Origin of the sequence: aff. Roholtiella sp. LEGE 12411 (genome assembly GCF_015206995.1) — a bacterium.
GTDB lineage: Bacteria > Cyanobacteriota > Cyanobacteriia > Cyanobacteriales > Nostocaceae > Komarekiella.
This window is the reverse complement of the sequence record NZ_JADEXR010000024.1, coordinates 1-15,680: the sequence shown is the minus strand read 5'-3', so window position 1 is coordinate 15,680 and position 15,680 is coordinate 1. Positions and strand designations below refer to the sequence as shown.

At 41.1% G+C, this 15,680-nt stretch carries 15 protein-coding genes and 1 pseudogene; 5 read left to right on the top strand and 11 right to left on the bottom strand.

From position 1 onward, the window contains the following. Nucleotides 1–806: 806 nt before the first annotated feature. The 6 genes from IQ246_RS07990 to IQ246_RS07965 all read right to left on the bottom strand — a co-directional run bounded on the left by IQ246_RS07990 (nt 807) and on the right by IQ246_RS07965 (nt 5,713). Nucleotides 807–1,331 carry a tetratricopeptide repeat protein gene (locus IQ246_RS07990; RefSeq protein ID WP_194001841.1) on the bottom strand — a complete coding sequence of 175 codons (525 nt, stop codon included), beginning with the start codon at nt 1,329–1,331 and terminating at the stop codon, nt 807–809. 258 nt (nt 1,332–1,589) lie between these two features. Further along, nucleotides 1,590–2,405, bottom strand: a complete 816-nt coding sequence (locus tag IQ246_RS07985; protein ID WP_194001778.1) for a transporter substrate-binding domain-containing protein — start codon at nt 2,403–2,405, stop codon at nt 1,590–1,592. 12 nt (nt 2,406–2,417) lie between these two features. After that, nucleotides 2,418–2,774: a 50S ribosomal protein L20 gene (gene rplT / locus IQ246_RS07980; RefSeq protein WP_194001776.1), complete on the bottom strand. Its 357-nt coding sequence runs from the start codon at nt 2,772–2,774 to the stop codon at nt 2,418–2,420. Nucleotides 2,775–2,795: 21 nt separating this feature from the next. After that, nucleotides 2,796–2,993 carry a 50S ribosomal protein L35 gene (gene rpmI / locus IQ246_RS07975; RefSeq protein ID WP_194001774.1) on the bottom strand — a complete coding sequence of 66 codons (198 nt, stop codon included), beginning with the start codon at nt 2,991–2,993 and terminating at the stop codon, nt 2,796–2,798. Next, nucleotides 2,981–3,238, bottom strand: a complete 258-nt coding sequence (locus tag IQ246_RS07970) for a hypothetical protein (RefSeq protein WP_194001772.1) — start codon at nt 3,236–3,238, stop codon at nt 2,981–2,983. The genes rpmI and IQ246_RS07970 overlap by 13 nt, the downstream gene beginning before the upstream one ends. Before the next feature lie 24 nt (nt 3,239–3,262). Continuing rightward, nucleotides 3,263–5,713, bottom strand: a complete 2,451-nt coding sequence (locus IQ246_RS07965) for an ATP-dependent helicase (RefSeq protein ID WP_194001770.1) — start codon at nt 5,711–5,713, stop codon at nt 3,263–3,265. Between the two features lie 269 nt (nt 5,714–5,982). Between IQ246_RS07965 and IQ246_RS07960 the strand changes: the two genes are divergently transcribed. After that, complete coding sequence (locus tag IQ246_RS07960) at nt 5,983–7,674, top strand: glycosyltransferase family 39 protein (protein WP_194001768.1); 1,692 nt, start codon at nt 5,983–5,985, stop codon at nt 7,672–7,674. A gap of 70 nt (nt 7,675–7,744) precedes the next feature. Here the strand turns inward: IQ246_RS07960 and IQ246_RS07955 are convergent, their stop codons facing one another. After that, on the bottom strand, nt 7,745–8,830 hold the full coding sequence (locus IQ246_RS07955) for a RuBisCO accumulation factor 1 (RefSeq protein WP_194001766.1): 1,086 nt from the start codon (nt 8,828–8,830) through the stop codon (nt 7,745–7,747). Nucleotides 8,831–9,224: 394 nt separating this feature from the next. On the opposite strand from IQ246_RS07955, the gene IQ246_RS07950 reads away from it, so the two are divergent. Further along, on the top strand, nt 9,225–10,181 hold the full coding sequence (locus tag IQ246_RS07950; RefSeq protein WP_194001764.1) for a response regulator: 957 nt from the start codon (nt 9,225–9,227) through the stop codon (nt 10,179–10,181). Between the two features lie 90 nt (nt 10,182–10,271). Here IQ246_RS07950 and IQ246_RS07945 read toward each other — a convergent pair whose 3' ends face one another. Beyond that, on the bottom strand, nt 10,272–10,421 hold the full coding sequence (locus IQ246_RS07945) for a hypothetical protein (RefSeq protein WP_194001762.1): 150 nt from the start codon (nt 10,419–10,421) through the stop codon (nt 10,272–10,274). Between IQ246_RS07945 and ubiE the strand changes: the two genes are divergently transcribed. Both ubiE and IQ246_RS07935 read left to right on the top strand, forming a co-directional pair. Then, on the top strand, nt 10,399–11,091 hold the full coding sequence (ubiE, locus tag IQ246_RS07940; RefSeq protein WP_194001760.1) for a bifunctional demethylmenaquinone methyltransferase/2-methoxy-6-polyprenyl-1,4-benzoquinol methylase UbiE: 693 nt from the start codon (nt 10,399–10,401) through the stop codon (nt 11,089–11,091). The genes IQ246_RS07945 and ubiE overlap by 23 nt on opposite strands. 79 nt (nt 11,092–11,170) lie before the next feature. After that, on the top strand, nt 11,171–12,406 hold the full coding sequence (locus IQ246_RS07935) for a DUF445 domain-containing protein (protein ID WP_194001758.1): 1,236 nt from the start codon (nt 11,171–11,173) through the stop codon (nt 12,404–12,406). Nucleotides 12,407–12,469: 63 nt separating this feature from the next. Here the strand turns inward: IQ246_RS07935 and IQ246_RS07930 are convergent, their stop codons facing one another. Continuing rightward, nucleotides 12,470–13,060, bottom strand: coding sequence for a Uma2 family endonuclease (locus tag IQ246_RS07930; protein ID WP_244141958.1), 591 nt, complete (start codon nt 13,058–13,060; stop codon nt 12,470–12,472). A gap of 106 nt (nt 13,061–13,166) precedes the next feature. Then, the gene (locus IQ246_RS07925) at nt 13,167–14,066 is read right to left on the bottom strand and encodes a bifunctional 2-polyprenyl-6-hydroxyphenol methylase/3-demethylubiquinol 3-O-methyltransferase UbiG (RefSeq protein WP_194001756.1); all 900 of its coding nucleotides are present in this window, start codon (nt 14,064–14,066) and stop codon (nt 13,167–13,169) included. A 548-nt stretch (nt 14,067–14,614) separates the two neighbouring features. Between IQ246_RS07925 and IQ246_RS07920 the strand changes: the two genes are divergently transcribed. Beyond that, complete coding sequence (locus IQ246_RS07920; protein ID WP_194001754.1) at nt 14,615–14,803, top strand: hypothetical protein; 189 nt, start codon at nt 14,615–14,617, stop codon at nt 14,801–14,803. A 90-nt stretch (nt 14,804–14,893) separates the two neighbouring features. Here IQ246_RS07920 and IQ246_RS07915 read toward each other — a convergent pair. After that, nucleotides 14,894–15,438: pseudogene (locus IQ246_RS07915) on the bottom strand (ISAzo13 family transposase); the annotation flags it as partial. Nucleotides 15,439–15,680 lie beyond the last annotated feature (242 nt).

Here is a 15,680-nt window from a genome sequence, read left to right as displayed (position 1 = left end):
CATATTGGCACAACACTACAATTATTCTGTGATTTTTTGATAAAATTGCAGAGATCAGCCATAGTTATAAACATTTAACTGTAGGGTGCGTTACACTCTTCAACGCACTCCACATATTTAAAATTCATATTATTAATCAAAATTTTTAGCTTCTAAATTCTTGAGCTAGAGCCTCGAAAGAATCTCTGGCTCAAGAATTATTTGTCTTTTGAGGCATTCAGAGATACTAGAATAATGTCGTATCAGGTTTCAGAATATTTGCACACATCCTATAGGAAGATGACCTAGAAACAGAATCATGAGTAAATTAATTCGGGATGTTGTTATGCACTGGATTTATATATGAGGTTTGGCGAGCAGCCAAACCTTTTTTATATCTATTACTATCCTAGAGTTTTTCACAGTAGCGCCAACAGCGTTGGTTTTATAGGGTGCTGATTTTCCAATATTTGAATTTACTGTAGTTAAGTATTCATCAGCAACGAAAGTCAGTAAACAACCATCTGAAGAGTAATTATTAATCTAATATAAACTAAGTACAGCATTTCATTAATTAGTAGCGAATTTCTCCATCATCTGCGCTACTGTATATGACCATTTGATGGGTTTGGCAGACTCGTTGTAACGGACAATAAATCCTAGTGATATAGCAGTGAAGACAGTGATAGTAATAGCTATCAAAAAAAAAACGCAGCCTCTTAATCATCCGTTTACATTCTTTCAACAAACGTATACTTCTCTATTTCCTAGCTATTGCTTGGAAACCGATAGATTAAGAGACTAACGTTAAATTAATTTGCTAACAGTTACGCAGAAACCAAACGGCGTAAAGATTCAGCGCGGCGTTTAGCAGTAGAGTTATTGGGAGAAAATTTTAGTGCTTCTTCGTAAGTTTGTAATGCCTGAGCAGTTAATTTTTTTCGTTCGTAAGCATGACCAAGATTATTTAGCCCTGTCACGTAGTCGGGTTTATTTTTCAGGGCTTCTTTGTACTGACGAATCGCTAAGTCATATTGCTCTTGAGTAAAGTAAACATAGCCCAGACCATTGTAAATGGGGGCGACATTTTCTTCCCCTTCTTCTTGGGCGGCTTTAATCGCTTTTTGAAACAGTGCGATCGCCTGAGAGAACAATTTCTTTTCTGAATAAATACTGGCTAACTCGTAATATTCTTGAGCCGTACCTTTTTCTTTCTCTAACTTCTTTCGCAATCTTGACAGAGAGCTTTCAAGCTTGCGAGTTTTGAAAATCTGGCGAGAAACACCCACAAGTGTAAATGCGAGCAAACCCACCAAAATCGAGAGATAAACAACGGCTAGATTGTTATCCATCATGTGCAAATACAATTATTAAAAGTTACTTCTGTATCTATTATCAGGTTTTTGTCAAGGGTCAAGGGTCAAGGGTCAAGGGTCAAGGGTCAAGGGTCAAGGGTCAAGGGTCAAGGGTCAAGGGTCAAGGGTCAAGGGTCAAGGGTCAAGAGTCAAGAGTCAAGGGTCAAGAGTCAAGGGTCAAGGGTCAAGGGTCAAGAGTCAAGGGTCATTAATTATTCTCTTGCTTTGCTCTGGCACTCAGCACCAATAATGACTTTATGGTAAACCCCAATATTGAGCACGTTCCTTGAGCCAGCCTTCTGCTATGTAACCAGCGATCGCTTCATTTACTCTTCGTCTTAACTCATCGTACTGCAACCCCTTGGGCATAACCACAGATAAGGGTTCAGTTGATAGTTTGGTTGGCAGTAGCCGATATTGAGGATATTGTTGCACCCAACCGCTCAGTACGCTAGTATCTGCGGCAAAAGCTACAGCGGTATTACTTTCTATTTGCTCTCTTGCCTCGTTGTAAGAATTTACTGCCACTAACTCGGCATTTGGCACATAGTACCGCACTTGGGCAATGGTACTGGAGTTATTAAGTACGGCAATTTTCCGCTTTGCCAAATCGCTCAGTTGCTGTACTGAAGCATCTTTTGTAAGCAGTACAGCGCCATCAAAGTAGTAGGGAACGCTGAAGCTAACTAGGCGTGAGCGTGACTCGGTTGCTGTCACCCTGGCGATCGCAAAATCAACTTTCTGATCTAAAACTACACTCAAGCGATCGCGGTTTGCTACGGGTTTTAACTTGATAGCATCTGCTTTGCCTAGCAAGTCACTTGCTAAACGCTTGGCTAAATCAATTTCTAAACCTTGTAAATTACCGCTGGCATCTTTAAATCCCAAGGGACGCAAGTTATCTTTGACGGCAATGGTTAAATAGCCCCGCTGCTGAATTTCTGGCATTTGGGCGGCAGATACGATGAATCCCGTCGCCAAAATTGAACAGCAAAGAATGCAAACTATGGTAGCGGATAATACCAGATGTAACCGATTAATTGCTACCGATCTGTTACATCGGTTATTCATCCGTTACCACCTTTATCCTTTAGCTTGACTTGCCAATTCAGCAACTTTGCTGAAGCTTGTTGGATCGAGAACTGCCAATTGTGCCAACATCTTCCGATTTAGTTGGATATCGGCTTTTTTCAGATTGCCGATTAACTGACTGTAACTCAAACCGTGTAGCCTAGCAGCAGCGTTGATGCGAGTGATCCAAAGACGGCGAAAATCGCGCTTTTTGTTTTTGCGATCGCGGTAGGCACTCCGTAGTGCCTTCATCACTTGTTGGTTGGCGGTTCTAAACAGAGTTGAGTGGGAACCGCGAAAACCTTTAGCTAGTTTGAGAATTTTATTGCGGCGTTTACGAGCTACGTTACCGCGTTTTACCCGAGTCATAACTTAATATTCCTGAAGGACTTACAAATATGGGAGCATCAAGCGCACATTATCTTCATCGCGTTCGTGTACAAGTGCAGTCTTGGACAAGTTACGCTTTTTATTGGAACTTTTATGCTCTAAAAGGTGGTTTTTGGAGGCTTTACGACGTACGATTTTACCGGTGCCGGTGGCACGGAATCGCTTCGCCGCTGCTTTACGGGTCTTTAATTTAGGCATGTGCTGGCTTTAATTAGACACAATCTATCATTATATATTAAGACAATTAAATCGAGTGAATCGTTAGTAATTTTTAAATCAGCGATTTTTAACCCAGAACACTTTGAGGCATCGCCTAAAATTGTATCTGCGATCGCCTTGGGCAATTCATTGAAAGCGACGGGAAACTCCATCCCCAGGTATCTGTAGAGGGATAATCGCCCCGCCGCTTTGGGCGAATGGCACTTGTGGGTGGAGTTTTTCATGTATCAGAATATATCGACTAATGCTTAACCCACACATTCCGGAAACTGACGCTTTAATGCTCCAAATACGGGACAAGGCGCTTGTTCTTGTAAATTCTCCGGTTTGCTCCAAGTAAAAGGTGCTTTTTGTGCTGCTGACATCCACAGAAGCTGCTTTGCTCGTGTCATCGCAACGTAGAGCAAACGGTATTCCTCAGCAGTTTTCAGATGTTTTGCTTGTTCCCACGCTTGTGTCACATCCGGTATATTAGATTGTCCGTGGAAAGCGGCGCGAATTTGGGCACGAGCCACTTCTGATAAAGTAAAATTGCCTAAAAATTGACTTTGAGGTGGAACCCAAAACCTACCGGGAATCAAGTTTTCGTGCAGAAAGGGAAGAAATACATAGTCCCAATCCAGCCCTTTGGCTTTGTGCATGGTAATAATTGTCAGTTGACCAGTACGGGTATAACGTGCTTCTGAATCATCAGTTTCCACAGGTTCAAACCGTTCGGAATTGACTATTTCACTTAAGGCTGACAGCATCGCCCCCATGGAACTATTGCCAGCTATTTGCTGATTTACCCTTTCTGCAAGTTTGTCAGCAGTAGCTAGTTCTGCTTGGTCGTAGTTTAATGTCAAGGCAAGGAAGGAAATTAGCTGATACAGAGGCAGTTCTAAGCGAGCGCGGAGTAAACTGCGGCAGAAATGTGAGGCTTTTTGTACTGCTTCTGGCTGGGGTGGAGCTAAGGGGCTAGGATACAAAAATTCTTCTGGGAGACTAGCAAGAGCGTTGAGGTCTTGGGTGGGAATTAACTGGCGCTGCACCAAGGCTTCTAAAGCGGCTTTGAGATAATCAGGGGAGTGGGGGCGATCGCAAAATTGCAGTAATGCCAAAACTTCTTGCGGGACATGAGAGCGGCGATCGCGTTCTCCTACATCGTAAAGTGTAATTTTATGCTCTTTGCACACGGGTGTAAGCGCCTCTGCCAACCATCTCCCTTGACGATTTTCTCGCACTAAAACCGCTGCACTGATTTTTGTTGGATCTTGGACAAATAACTCAATCACTCTCTGAGATAGCAATTCAATTGTGTGATGAATATCACGAGGAGTATACAGTTCTAGTCCTCTTCCTACTGGTGCTGGATTGGCATTAGGTTGGGGATCGCCAAGGTTAACAGGATGAATTGCTTGAGGACGGAAAGGGAGGGGGGAAGTTGGAGGAGTGGAGAAGGGGGAGAGTAGAGAAGAATAATCACTCCTGTCTCCTGACCCTTGACCCTTGACCCTTGACTCTTGACCCTTTACCCCATAAAAGCTATTTACCCATTTGAGGGCAAAGTTAGCAGCTTCGATGATCATTCTAGTACTGCGACCGGCTTGATCCATCGTTGCTAATCGTTCGGCGCGATCGCACTCTTCACAAAATTGCCGGAAGTAAATCGGATCGGCTGGGGTAAATGTAGAGTTAATTGCTTGGTTAGGATCACCAACTCGCACTAAATTAAGTGCTGAGTTATTATTCTCCCTCTGCTCCCCCTCTTCCAAAGAGTCACTCGCCAAAATTTCCAAAAGCTGCGTCTGAAGAGGACTAGAATCTTGGGCTTCGTCTTCAAAAACGGCGAAAACCTGATTTTGCTCAATGCGACGGGCGCTGTGGTTTTCAAGAACACGCAGCGCGGCTAAAATCATATCGTCATAGTCGATGAAGTCACGCGATCGCATTAAATTTTGATATTGCTCGTACAAACCAGATGCAACCCGCAAAATTGCATATTCATCTGTGGTTTGTTGACTCCACTCCCGTAGCTTTTCTGGCGATATACCTGAGCTTTTTGCTTCGTGAATTACCGTAATCGCCAATTCCGGTAATACTTCTGTTCGTAGCACCGACTGGCGACGCAATCTTTCTGTCTCTTCACCGTCAAATTGATCACCTTCCAGCAATCGGGAATATCGTCCTGGATTGTTAGCAATCCATTGTTCTACAGCAGTTCGGATAAAGCGATGGCTTTGGCTTGGCGTGATTAATGTGACATTTTCTAGCTGTAAACCCGATAAGTCAGAATGGCGACTGGCAATATTTAATGCCAGACCATGCAGAGTATAGACAGCAAAACCTGTCTGAGGTAGAGATAAATCATCTCGTAAGTATTTGCGAATCTTTGCTTTAATATTAGCGGCGGCGGAGCGAGTAAAGGTTACGACCACCAACTGACGACGGGAGGATGAGCGTGAAGTAGTAGAATTTTCGTACTGATGTGCGATCGCGATCGCCGCCGCCGCCGCCATACCTGTGGATTTACCAGCACCAGGAACGGCGGAAACAGCCAGTGGCCCAGATTTCCAGTCAGCCATTTGCTGTTGTCCGGGACGTAGACTGTTGCGGATTGCTAAAGTCTTCTCCCGCAAAGAAACAATAGGTGATGGCTGAGATAATTTTGATTGGAGAGATTCTTGAGGCACCGTAGCAGTAAAGTTAGCGTCTGACATATAAAATTTTAGATATTGAATATAATTTCCAAAACCTAGATATTAATCAGTTATCAATGGTCAGTTGCCGTTGTTCACTGATAAGCTAAGGGACTTCCAAGTTGCACATTCACTGGCTAAAACCTTCATTAATTATTTGTCATGTGTCTTTTGTAAATACTTTTGACTAATGACAAATGATCAAGGACAGCCCTCATGAATGATTGTGCAATTTAAATGTGTTTTAGCTTAACTGTTCACTGTTTTAATAGATTGCTAATAGCTAAATAATGACAAATCGCAGACTTTATCTACATTATCTGGGTTTAGTTGGGGCGATCGCACTTGGTGCTATCTTACGTTTTTGGCATTTAGGCTTAAAACCCTTATGGATGGATGAGATAATTACTGCCATTTTCAGCTTGGGTAAAAATTACAATGACTTACCTTTAGATGTTGTGTTTCCTCTTGAGCGCGTGCAGGAGATTTTTACTTTCCAGCCTGGGGTTAGTTGTTCTCAAATTGCCCAAAATGTTACTACCCAGTCTACGCATCCGCCGCTATTTTTTTGCAGTATGTATGGCTGGTTAGAATGGATGACTCCTTTGGGTTCAGCATGGGTGGAAAAATTGCGATCGCTACCAGCTCTATTCGGTGTGTGTGCGATCGGGGCAATTTATGCTGTCAATCGTATTGCCTTTTCTAGAACATCTGGAATCATGGCAGCGACGATCATGGCTGTTTCTCCTTTTGCTGTTTACCTTTCCCAAGAGGCACGTCATTATACCATGCCCATGCTACTTATAACTTTAGCGTTATTAGGGCTAATGCAAATTCAGCGGGATATGTTTGAGCGATCGCGTATTAGATTTTGGGTTTGGCTATTATGGGCAATTATTAATAGCATTGGTCTTTACGTTCACTACTTTTTTGCTTTGGCTTTCATCGCTGAAATTGCAACACTACTTATATTGATGTACTGGGGTAAGGCAAAAATACTGAACAAACACCAAATTGGGCTTGCTCTGATTTGCTCCACAAGTGGTATTGTAACTAGCTTCATTCCTTGGTTGCTAGTGATATTGAGCCATGCTCAGCGTTCTGAAACCAGTTGGCTACCGTCTCCTTCTCCTATTGCACCTTTATATCAAACTCTTATTAGCTGGGTGTTGATGGTGATTGCTCTACCTGTGGAAAACCAGCCTTTACCAATTGCGATTATTTATGGCTCTTTAATGGTGATGTTTGCTATTTGGGTAGGGTCGCAAGTATTCAAAGGTTTAAAGCTGCTGTGGTTACAAAGTACAACTCATTTAGCAACATTCACGCTTTTAAGTTTTACTATTTTCGTGTTATTACAATTTTTTATTATTGTTTATTTTTTCGGTAAAGACATCACCATTGTTCCCCGTTATCACTTCGTCTACTATCCCAGCTTTTGCGCCCTCCTTGCAGCTAGTCTTGAAATTAAAAATCACCGAATTTCTATATTTATCTTTTTATTTATTGGTTTAATTAGTTGTGTTTTGGTTGTTTCTAATTTAGGGTTTAAAAAACCTTTTCAGCCTGAGCAAGTCGCCCAAAAGATGAACCTAGAACCTTCTGTACCAATAATGTTAGTGATAGGATATAGCAATTATCAGGATGTGGCATTGGGATTAAGTTTTACTACAGCATTAGAACAAATCAGAAGTCAAATTCCAACGGATAAATCTAAAGACTTGAATTCAGCTATTAGCTCTGATAGTTTTGCATTTTTACAGAAATATCCTGATTTAACTGCTGTCTGGAAAAACCTTTCCCAACTACCTGCACCAGCAACATCTAAGCTGAATTTATGGATTGTTGGTTCTGGAATGAGAAAACGAGATTATCCGCAGCATCTAGAACTTTCTGGACAAACTGCTTGCACCATAGATCCCGCGCAGCACCATCGCATAGGTGTTTCTTATCAGCTTTATCGATGCACTAAATCTCAATAATTGTGCATGTAACAAGCCGATAAATTAAAGCAACCATCCACATAATGACAGCTAAAAATACTGTCAAGCCCTATTCGTCAATCTGCCAAGAATCTTTGGTTAGTTCTTCATCGAGGATTTTTTTAGCACGTACAATGATGATGATTTTCCCTAACAGAGGAATTTCTGGTTCAGTTTCCAACCACTGAAAATCTAACTCCCCAGCGTTATCAACAACAAAGTAGCTAGAAACATCCCATTGGCGTTGGGCGCGATCTATAACTACCAGCACTGGTTTTGGCTCGCTTTGTGCCTGATTGGGCAAGCGATCGCTATTTGCTAATATCACTACTGGATCTTCTGCTCTCAATAGCACTTGCCAACCTGGTAATGGTACCCAAGCTTGCTCTCCAGAAAACTTGACCATCCGAAATGGTTCAATTGCTGTCACCAAAGGTACAGCTTGCAATTCTTGTCGTGTCAACGGCAACTCGCCCACTACGGGCACGATCCGGGGTAATTCTTCTTCAGATTCCAGGCGATAAAAGGGTAAAATTGGTGCTGGACGCTTGGGAATAACACTAAAATCAGTCAATAGTTGTTCGATTTTTTGCCTTGCTGTTTGCGTATAAGCAAAGCGCAAACCTTTAGCAATTAGACGCGATCGCTGTTGTAAATCTGTATTTTGGCGTGCTAGTTTCCAAGCTTGATAAGCAACGGCATCTCCCGGATGGGCAGAAAACCCTTCTGGCAAAATGTTGAAATAGGAGAACTCTTTGATTGATTTAGCCACTTCTCGCGCTTCATCAGCGTCAATTTTGTGGATAAAGGCAAGTTCGGCGGCGGCGGCGCGTTCTTCTTGATTAAGCAAACGTAGTTCGTACAAAATATCACTACCGCGTGCAGTGTAGTGCGATCGCGTTGCTTCCGATGCCCCGAACTTTTCTAAAGAATTGTAAACTTGGGAACCAACAACCACCTGATTTTGTTGAATCGGCTCAAATCCCGTCGCCTCAAAAATTTCTTGGGGATTGTAACCGGCTTTTTGCAAGTAGGCGATCGCTACTCCCCATTCCACCCAGTTGCCTTGCTTTTGCCTCAGCTTTCGTAAAAACTCTTGTGCTACATCATTAGCAGCGTTATCAGGATCTTGAGTATTGGGTGGTAGGTCAGTCATAATCGGAGTGCGAGCTTTAACTTGAGAGGATAATTCATAACCTCATCAGTAAGTCTTATTCTAATCTTTAACTGTCTGCACGAAACTACTATACCGTCAGATTAGATGAAAAGTTAGGAAGAATACCAACACTGAACGCTTACATTTCTTCACTGTAAAGCTGCATTCTTATGTTTATTTACACCTAATTATTTGGTTATGTCGATTCTGGCTATCTAAATTCCTTCCAGTAAAGATAGTTTGAGCAGACAAATCTTACCTCTAGCGCTCACGATGAGAGGATTTAACCTGCCTTGATTTATATCCGCAAATATCCGCAAGGCTTATAGACTGTTCTCAACTACGCTTGGTATGGAATATAACAAAAAAGTGCGTATTTAAAGGAATTATTTTTATGCATAATCTCAATCTTGAAATTGATAAAGTCCAGCATCAATTGATGATTCTAGAACGACCGAAAAAGCTCAAAATCCTGGTAGTTGACGATGAGCCAGATAATCTCGATCTGCTTTATCGTACCTTTCGGCGTGACTTTAATGTTCTCAAAGCCGATAGTGGGATGAACGCTCTCCAAGTCTTAGCAGCAGAAGGAGAAGTAGCGGTAATTATCTCTGATCAACGGATGCCAGAAATGAAAGGAACTGAGTTTCTCAGTAAGACTGTACCTCAGTTTCCTGATACTGTAAGGATAATTCTGACTGGATTTACTGATATTGAAGACTTAGTAGAAGCAATTAATGCGGGGCAAGTCTACAAATATATCACTAAGCCTTGGGATCCAGGGGAACTGAAGGCGGTGGTGCAAAGAGCAGCAGAAACCTACGATTTACTCAAGCAACGTACAGAAGAATTACGCCGTGCTCATGCCCAAATGGCGCTACTAACTGTTCTGGTGCAAGTAACCCAAGCCGCTTCTAGCTTAGAGGAAACTCTCACACCAATTGCTAGAGCTGTTAATGAGACTTTTGCGGCGGATGGTTGCATCTTGCAACTCACAGAGGAAAATACTCTGGTTGCAACTCAAGGGAATTACAGCGATACAGGTACAATAGAAAATTGGTTAGCACAAGATCCACTTACCAGCGAGGCGATCGCCACTGGGCAAATACAAGTCTCCTTAAATGTACTTAAAGACACCAAATTAAATAGTATTGCCCACTACCAAAACACGGGTGTTCAAGCGCACTTAGTTATCCCAATTAACTATCGAAATGAACTTTTGGGAGTATTATCACTTCAGTGGAAACAACCCTGTATTTTGCGAGAAGATGAATTCAAGCTGATTGAATTATCAGCGCAACTGGTGGCGATCGCTCTTACTAGTAGTCGCTTCCATAAAACCAGTGTGTAGTTGTCCTTTGTCATTTGTCCTCGTTCGCGCAGCGTCTCCCTTAAGAGAAAGTTCTGTTCGCCGTAAACCGACGCACCCTGCGGGATCTTGCTACAGACTTCTCTGTTTGTCCTTTGCAAATGACCAATGCCCAATGCCCAATGCCCAATGCCCAATGCCCAATTCCCAATGCCCAATGCCCAATTCCCAATGCCCAATGCCCAATGACCAATGACCAATGACCAACGAAATCCGCACCATTTTTAACCGTATTGCTCCAGTTTATGACCAGTTGAACGATTGGTTGAGTCTGGGACAGCACCGAATATGGAAGGAAATGGCAGTTAAATGGAGCGCAGCTAAAACAGGAGATATTTGCCTTGATTTGTGTTGCGGTAGTGGGGATTTAGCCTTGCGTTTAGCGCGGCGTGTGGGAGCAATGGGACATGTATACGGAGTAGACTTTTCCCCAAACTTGTTAGAAACTGCCAAAGAACGCTCTCAAAGGCAATATCCCCAACCTGCTATCACCTGGGTAGAAGCCGACGTACTAAATTTACCTTTCGACGACAATCAATTTGACGCCGCGACAATGGGCTATGGTTTAAGAAATGTTACAGATATTTCCCGTAGTCTCCAAGAGTTATACCGTGTCTTGAAACCAGGTGCTAAGGCTGCGATTTTAGACTTTCACCGACCGAGCAATCCTCAACTACGCACTTTTCAGCAGTGGTATCTGGACGGTTTTGTCCTACCAGTTGCCAACTATTTAGGTTTAAAGGAAGAATATGCTTACATTAGTCCCAGCTTAGATCGCTTTCCCATGGGAAAAGGGCAAGTAGAGTTAGCTCGTCAAGTTGGTTTTGCAGTTGCCACACACTATCCCATTGCGAACGGTATGATGGGAGTGCTGGTAGTCAGTAAGTTTTAAGTTGTAAGTTAGGAGTTTAAAATTAAGCTCATAACTTAAAACTCATCACTCATAACTCCTAACTTTTTTAATTCTTCCCTTGGATTGGTCTCATTTTTTGCTTTATGTATCTCCCCCCATACTGGGTGGAGTTATCGGCTATTTCACAAATGATATAGCCATTAAAATGCTTTTTCGTCCCTACCGAGCATTTTATATTGGTGGACGAAGATTGCCGTTTACCCCTGGATTGATTCCCCGCAACCAGGAACGTCTAGCTCTGAACATTTCTAATACAATCATGGGGTCGTTACTGACACCAGAGGAATTGCAAAATTTGGCGCGGCGTTTGTTACAAACGGAACGTGTACAAGCAGCAATTATCTGGTTGTTGCGACTGGCAATTGAACAGGTAAAAACAGATAATAACGAGAAAAGTGCCAAAATTGTGGCAGGAATTTTGCGGGATTTATTAGGGGAATCCTTGCCACGTTTGCTGAAGGTTTTAGCGCGACGCGAAGACTTTTTGGAAGCCCAGATCAATCAAATTTTTGACCAGATATTGTTGGAATTTCAACTGAGTGGAGAACAATCCACGCGGCTTGCTGATTGGCTATTGCAGATAGTTTTGCCACCAGATGTGCTGCGACAGGTAATAGTTGATTTTTTAACAGATCGTACGATTCAAATTATTGATGAAGGCTTTCGGGAAAAAACCAGTGGCACTTATTGGGTTGTGGCAAATCTGTTTGGATTACGCAATACTCTGACGAGGTTACGGACTTTTTGCCTGGATGATAAAGAGACTACTAATGCTCGCTTGCAAGAATTAATTCAAGAATTGCAAATGCGCGATCGCCTTAAGAAGTTGCTGCAAAATTTATCTTTGCAAAACTTGCCAATTGGAACAGTACGCCAACTGCGAAAGACCACCCGCGAAAGTGTTCGTCATTATCTACAAACTAGTGGCAGCGATTTTCTACAAGGATTAACTGATTCTGTTGACTGGGAAAATATTGCTGTATTACTGCTAAATCGTCTTAGTAATTCACCTGTTGTGAGTGCTTCTTTAGAGGTAGTGAGTCAAGAGTTGGCTATTATTTTAGATAAGTATTTAGAAAAAGATTTAGAAGCAATTATGGCGCAGGCAATTCCAATTTTGTCGATAGATCAAGTGATTGTTGACCGCGTAAAATCAACGTCACCCGCTGATTTAGAAGCTGCAATTGAGGGAATTGTGAAAAATGAATTGCAAGCTATTGTGACTTTAGGCGGTATTTTGGGTTTTGTTGTAGGGTCATTTCAAACAGTGTTTTTGCTGTTTAATCAATGGTAGTTTCGATTAAAACTATAGTCGCAAATTGCATATATATTTAAATAAGTGAAGTTGAGCGATCGCCTAATTCAAAATCTGTGCTAAATCCAGCACAAACCCAGGCAATACATCCTCTCCTAATAAGCTCGTAGGGGATTTCATAACTTCGACATCCTGTCCTGGGCGGTAAATTTCTACCCTTTGGTTCTGAGGGTCAATTAGCCACCCCAGACGCACACCGTTATCAATGTACTCCTGCATTTTTTGTTGCACAGTTTTTAAGCTGTCTGAAGCATAGCGTAATTTTACCGCAAAATCGGGAGCCATGGGGAGGAATCTGGTAGGGTCTGGATTTAGGACTTCTAATCGCTCCCGGCTCACCCAAGATGCATTAGGAGATCGATTTGCACCATTGGGAAGTTTGAAGCCCGTTGAGGAGTCAAAAACAAGGCCTGTACCATCACCATCAGCCCAATTGCCTAAGCGCTGTGTCAGTCTACTATTCCGATTTCCGCTTCCCCATCCAGTTGGTGGCATGATAATTAATTCTCCCTCTGCCGTGCGCTCAAGTCGCAAATCTTGATTATTCTGACAGAGTTGGAAGAACTGTTCATCTGTTAACTCAAAGGAATATTTCGCCAACAGCATCGTATCCGTATCCCGGCTGTACCCCATTAGCGATCGCACCTTTTTTAGCCGATCTCACAAAATCGCATTGCTCCCGAGAAGCTATTTGTCACTCTAAAGTCCAACAAAAATAAGACTATTAGACACGCCCTCATTACCGAGGAATCTGCTTGCATAAAATAAATGCACCTGGGTTATAGCCTGAAGTCAACAACCGTCCGATTACTTGTTTGGGTGATAAATCTGCAACCATAAATAGTAGCGGTTGGACATCTAAACCTACTCGATCTGCCAAATATTTCATCGACTTCCCTGTGAAACAATTTATATGTTCATCTGGATCGTAAAAGATATCCAGGTTGTAACCGATCCTAACTTTAGTATTGATTCTGCGAATCAGATTGCAAAGCAAAAAGGTTGTAAAAAGATTTATTGAATATACAGGTGGAACACCTATATATATAATTCCTTGAGGGCTTAAAAGATCCTTCAACAATGTCATAAATTTATAGGGATCGTTAACGTGTTCTAAGACTTGCTCACACAATATGACATCAAATTTCTCTTTGGTTTGAAAAGTCTCATCAAGCAATCTTTGCTCTATATTAACCCCAAAATTGGTGATTCCGTATTCTGCCATTCTCTTTTCAGGTTCTATTCCAAGTGCATACATGCCTCTAGTTTCTGCTAAAGAAAGTGAAAGACCAGTTGCACAGCCTACATCTAAAAAACTCTGAGGTTTTCTCTGATATATCTTTTCGTAAATAAATTGTAGTTGGTCTAATTTTTTGTTAAAGTATTTGATTTTTTCTTCTTTTTGATTTAGATAGTATTGAACACCATCCCAATTAAAGTCTTTTTTTTGTGCATACATTATTGGAAATAAACTAAAGTGACTACACTTAGAACAGCAATAAGCAGTTACTTTTTCCTCAGTTCTTCGTGATTGTATTACATCAACTACTCTTAAATAAAGATTGCCACAAATTCTACAAGTGTTGTCTTGTTGAGAATTAGATGAAGTTAGTAGGTTATAATTGATTGATCTAGTCATCGAAGTAAACTCCAAAATTTAAATATGAAAAGCACAAATTTTATGGTGTTAATAATTGAAAAATTTGCTGCCTTAATAGTTTTTGCAAAGGTACATATTAAACAGATTAATCTAATAAATATGAAGATTAACAATAGCTTAATACTTATTAATTAATCTTTGAAAGATAATAATAATGACTAAATTTGTTTGCTCAGGAGCATACTATTATGTATAAGAAATTACTATATATGCAAATAAATATTGTATTTTAGACTAAAACAAAGGGATAAGTCTGCTAAGGAATAAACATTCAGTAGACCGAAAACTTCTGCGATCGCTCTGTGATAAATACCTGTGAACCTGATTGTTGTCTGAAAAGCTGTAATTTTTGATACAGTTTTTAGAAAAAGCGTTGACAAATATTACATAAGTAAAACTAATAATTTGGATATAAAGGTAAGGAAGGGTAGCTCTCGCACCAGAAGATTGTTCTGGTGCTGGTCTTGGAATTTTTGTAAAGTATTGAGGTGAAGAAGCAAAATTTTCGACTTAGAGGATTAATTAGTTTGGCTATGACTGCAATTACCCCAGTTCTAACTGATAGTAAAACTTTGAACGAAGTAGTGAACTGTTTAAGCGAAAATATTCCAATTCAGACTCAAGGCAAGTGTGAACAAAAAAATATCTTTGAAATTTTAATTAGGGCAGCCACCCAAAGAGATCGCATAGAAAACACAAGTAAAGTATTAAAATAAGTTTGAGTTACTAACTTAACAAGGGGATGCTTACCTTTCCATGTCATATTTTGAGCAAAATTTAACGCCGTTTCTACTTCATCCAAAATATAGACGTAAAATGCTCAAGTCATCTATAGCTGATTGATTAACTATTGCTAATTGCTCGAAAATTGCGTCAGTTTCTGGAATTTTTTTTGAGGTAAAACTTTTGCGACTCGTTTGAGTCGATAACCTAAATAATTCAATTTGACGCGAATTGTTTCTGATGTGGGTAATTCTTCATCACTATAACTAAATTTCTCTATTAACAGCTTTCTTACTTGACTTGCTGTTAAGCGTGTATATAGTCTTTGGCTTTTAAAACTTGGGTCAGTTTGGCTTTGGGAATCAACTAATTTTTTGATATCTTCTAAAATGTTTGGTAAATGTTCTTCTGCCTTATAACGCCCTTTCGCCGAATAATTATCTACACAGGTCATCCCACTAATTAATTCTTTAATACCTTTGCGAATAGTTTTTCTATCCCATCCTAATTCTTTTTGAGCTAGTATTTGTCCTCCGTAGCCTAAAGAGATCACAGTTTGCCCTTGGAAACGCCGTCTGGCTGCACCTTTCAATTGAGTTGCTGTTTCTTTAGCATACTGCCAAGAAATAAATGCCCAGCCGTCAAACAAGCGATCCTCAACACCCACGAATAATTTCAACACACGGCTGGGCATTTATTTTTATGGATCACTCTTAAGCAAACTTGAGAGCGAATCAGTTAATTCAATTGACACTCTTAGCTCCTCGAAAACTTGAACCTGACATAATTGAATTTACTACAAAAAGGGAAGTCAGGGCTACCGTTCGGTAGCCCTGACTTCCCCCTCTACAATGATTATCATTATTACTA

What these genes read in the sequence shown, in the direction of transcription:
- IQ246_RS07990 (WP_194001841.1), bottom strand. Translation starts at nt 1,331, where the DNA reads ATGGATAACAATCTAGCCGTTGTTTATCTCTCGATTTTGGTGGGTTTG.
- IQ246_RS07985 (WP_194001778.1), bottom strand. Translation starts at nt 2,405, where the DNA reads ATGAATAACCGATGTAACAGATCGGTAGCAATTAATCGGTTACATCTG.
- rplT (WP_194001776.1), bottom strand. Translation starts at nt 2,774, where the DNA reads ATGACTCGGGTAAAACGCGGTAACGTAGCTCGTAAACGCCGCAATAAA.
- rpmI (WP_194001774.1), bottom strand. Translation starts at nt 2,993, where the DNA reads ATGCCTAAATTAAAGACCCGTAAAGCAGCGGCGAAGCGATTCCGTGCC.
- IQ246_RS07970 (WP_194001772.1), bottom strand. Translation starts at nt 3,238, where the DNA reads ATGAAAAACTCCACCCACAAGTGCCATTCGCCCAAAGCGGCGGGGCGA.
- IQ246_RS07965 (WP_194001770.1), bottom strand. Translation starts at nt 5,713, where the DNA reads ATGTCAGACGCTAACTTTACTGCTACGGTGCCTCAAGAATCTCTCCAA.
- IQ246_RS07960 (WP_194001768.1), top strand. Translation starts at nt 5,983, where the DNA reads ATGACAAATCGCAGACTTTATCTACATTATCTGGGTTTAGTTGGGGCG.
- IQ246_RS07955 (WP_194001766.1), bottom strand. Translation starts at nt 8,830, where the DNA reads ATGACTGACCTACCACCCAATACTCAAGATCCTGATAACGCTGCTAAT.
- IQ246_RS07950 (WP_194001764.1), top strand. Translation starts at nt 9,225, where the DNA reads ATGCATAATCTCAATCTTGAAATTGATAAAGTCCAGCATCAATTGATG.
- ubiE (WP_194001760.1), top strand. Translation starts at nt 10,399, where the DNA reads ATGACCAACGAAATCCGCACCATTTTTAACCGTATTGCTCCAGTTTAT.
- IQ246_RS07945 (WP_194001762.1), bottom strand. Translation starts at nt 10,421, where the DNA reads ATGGTGCGGATTTCGTTGGTCATTGGTCATTGGTCATTGGGCATTGGG.
- IQ246_RS07930 (WP_244141958.1), bottom strand. Translation starts at nt 13,060, where the DNA reads ATGGGGTACAGCCGGGATACGGATACGATGCTGTTGGCGAAATATTCC.
- IQ246_RS07925 (WP_194001756.1), bottom strand. Translation starts at nt 14,066, where the DNA reads ATGACTAGATCAATCAATTATAACCTACTAACTTCATCTAATTCTCAA.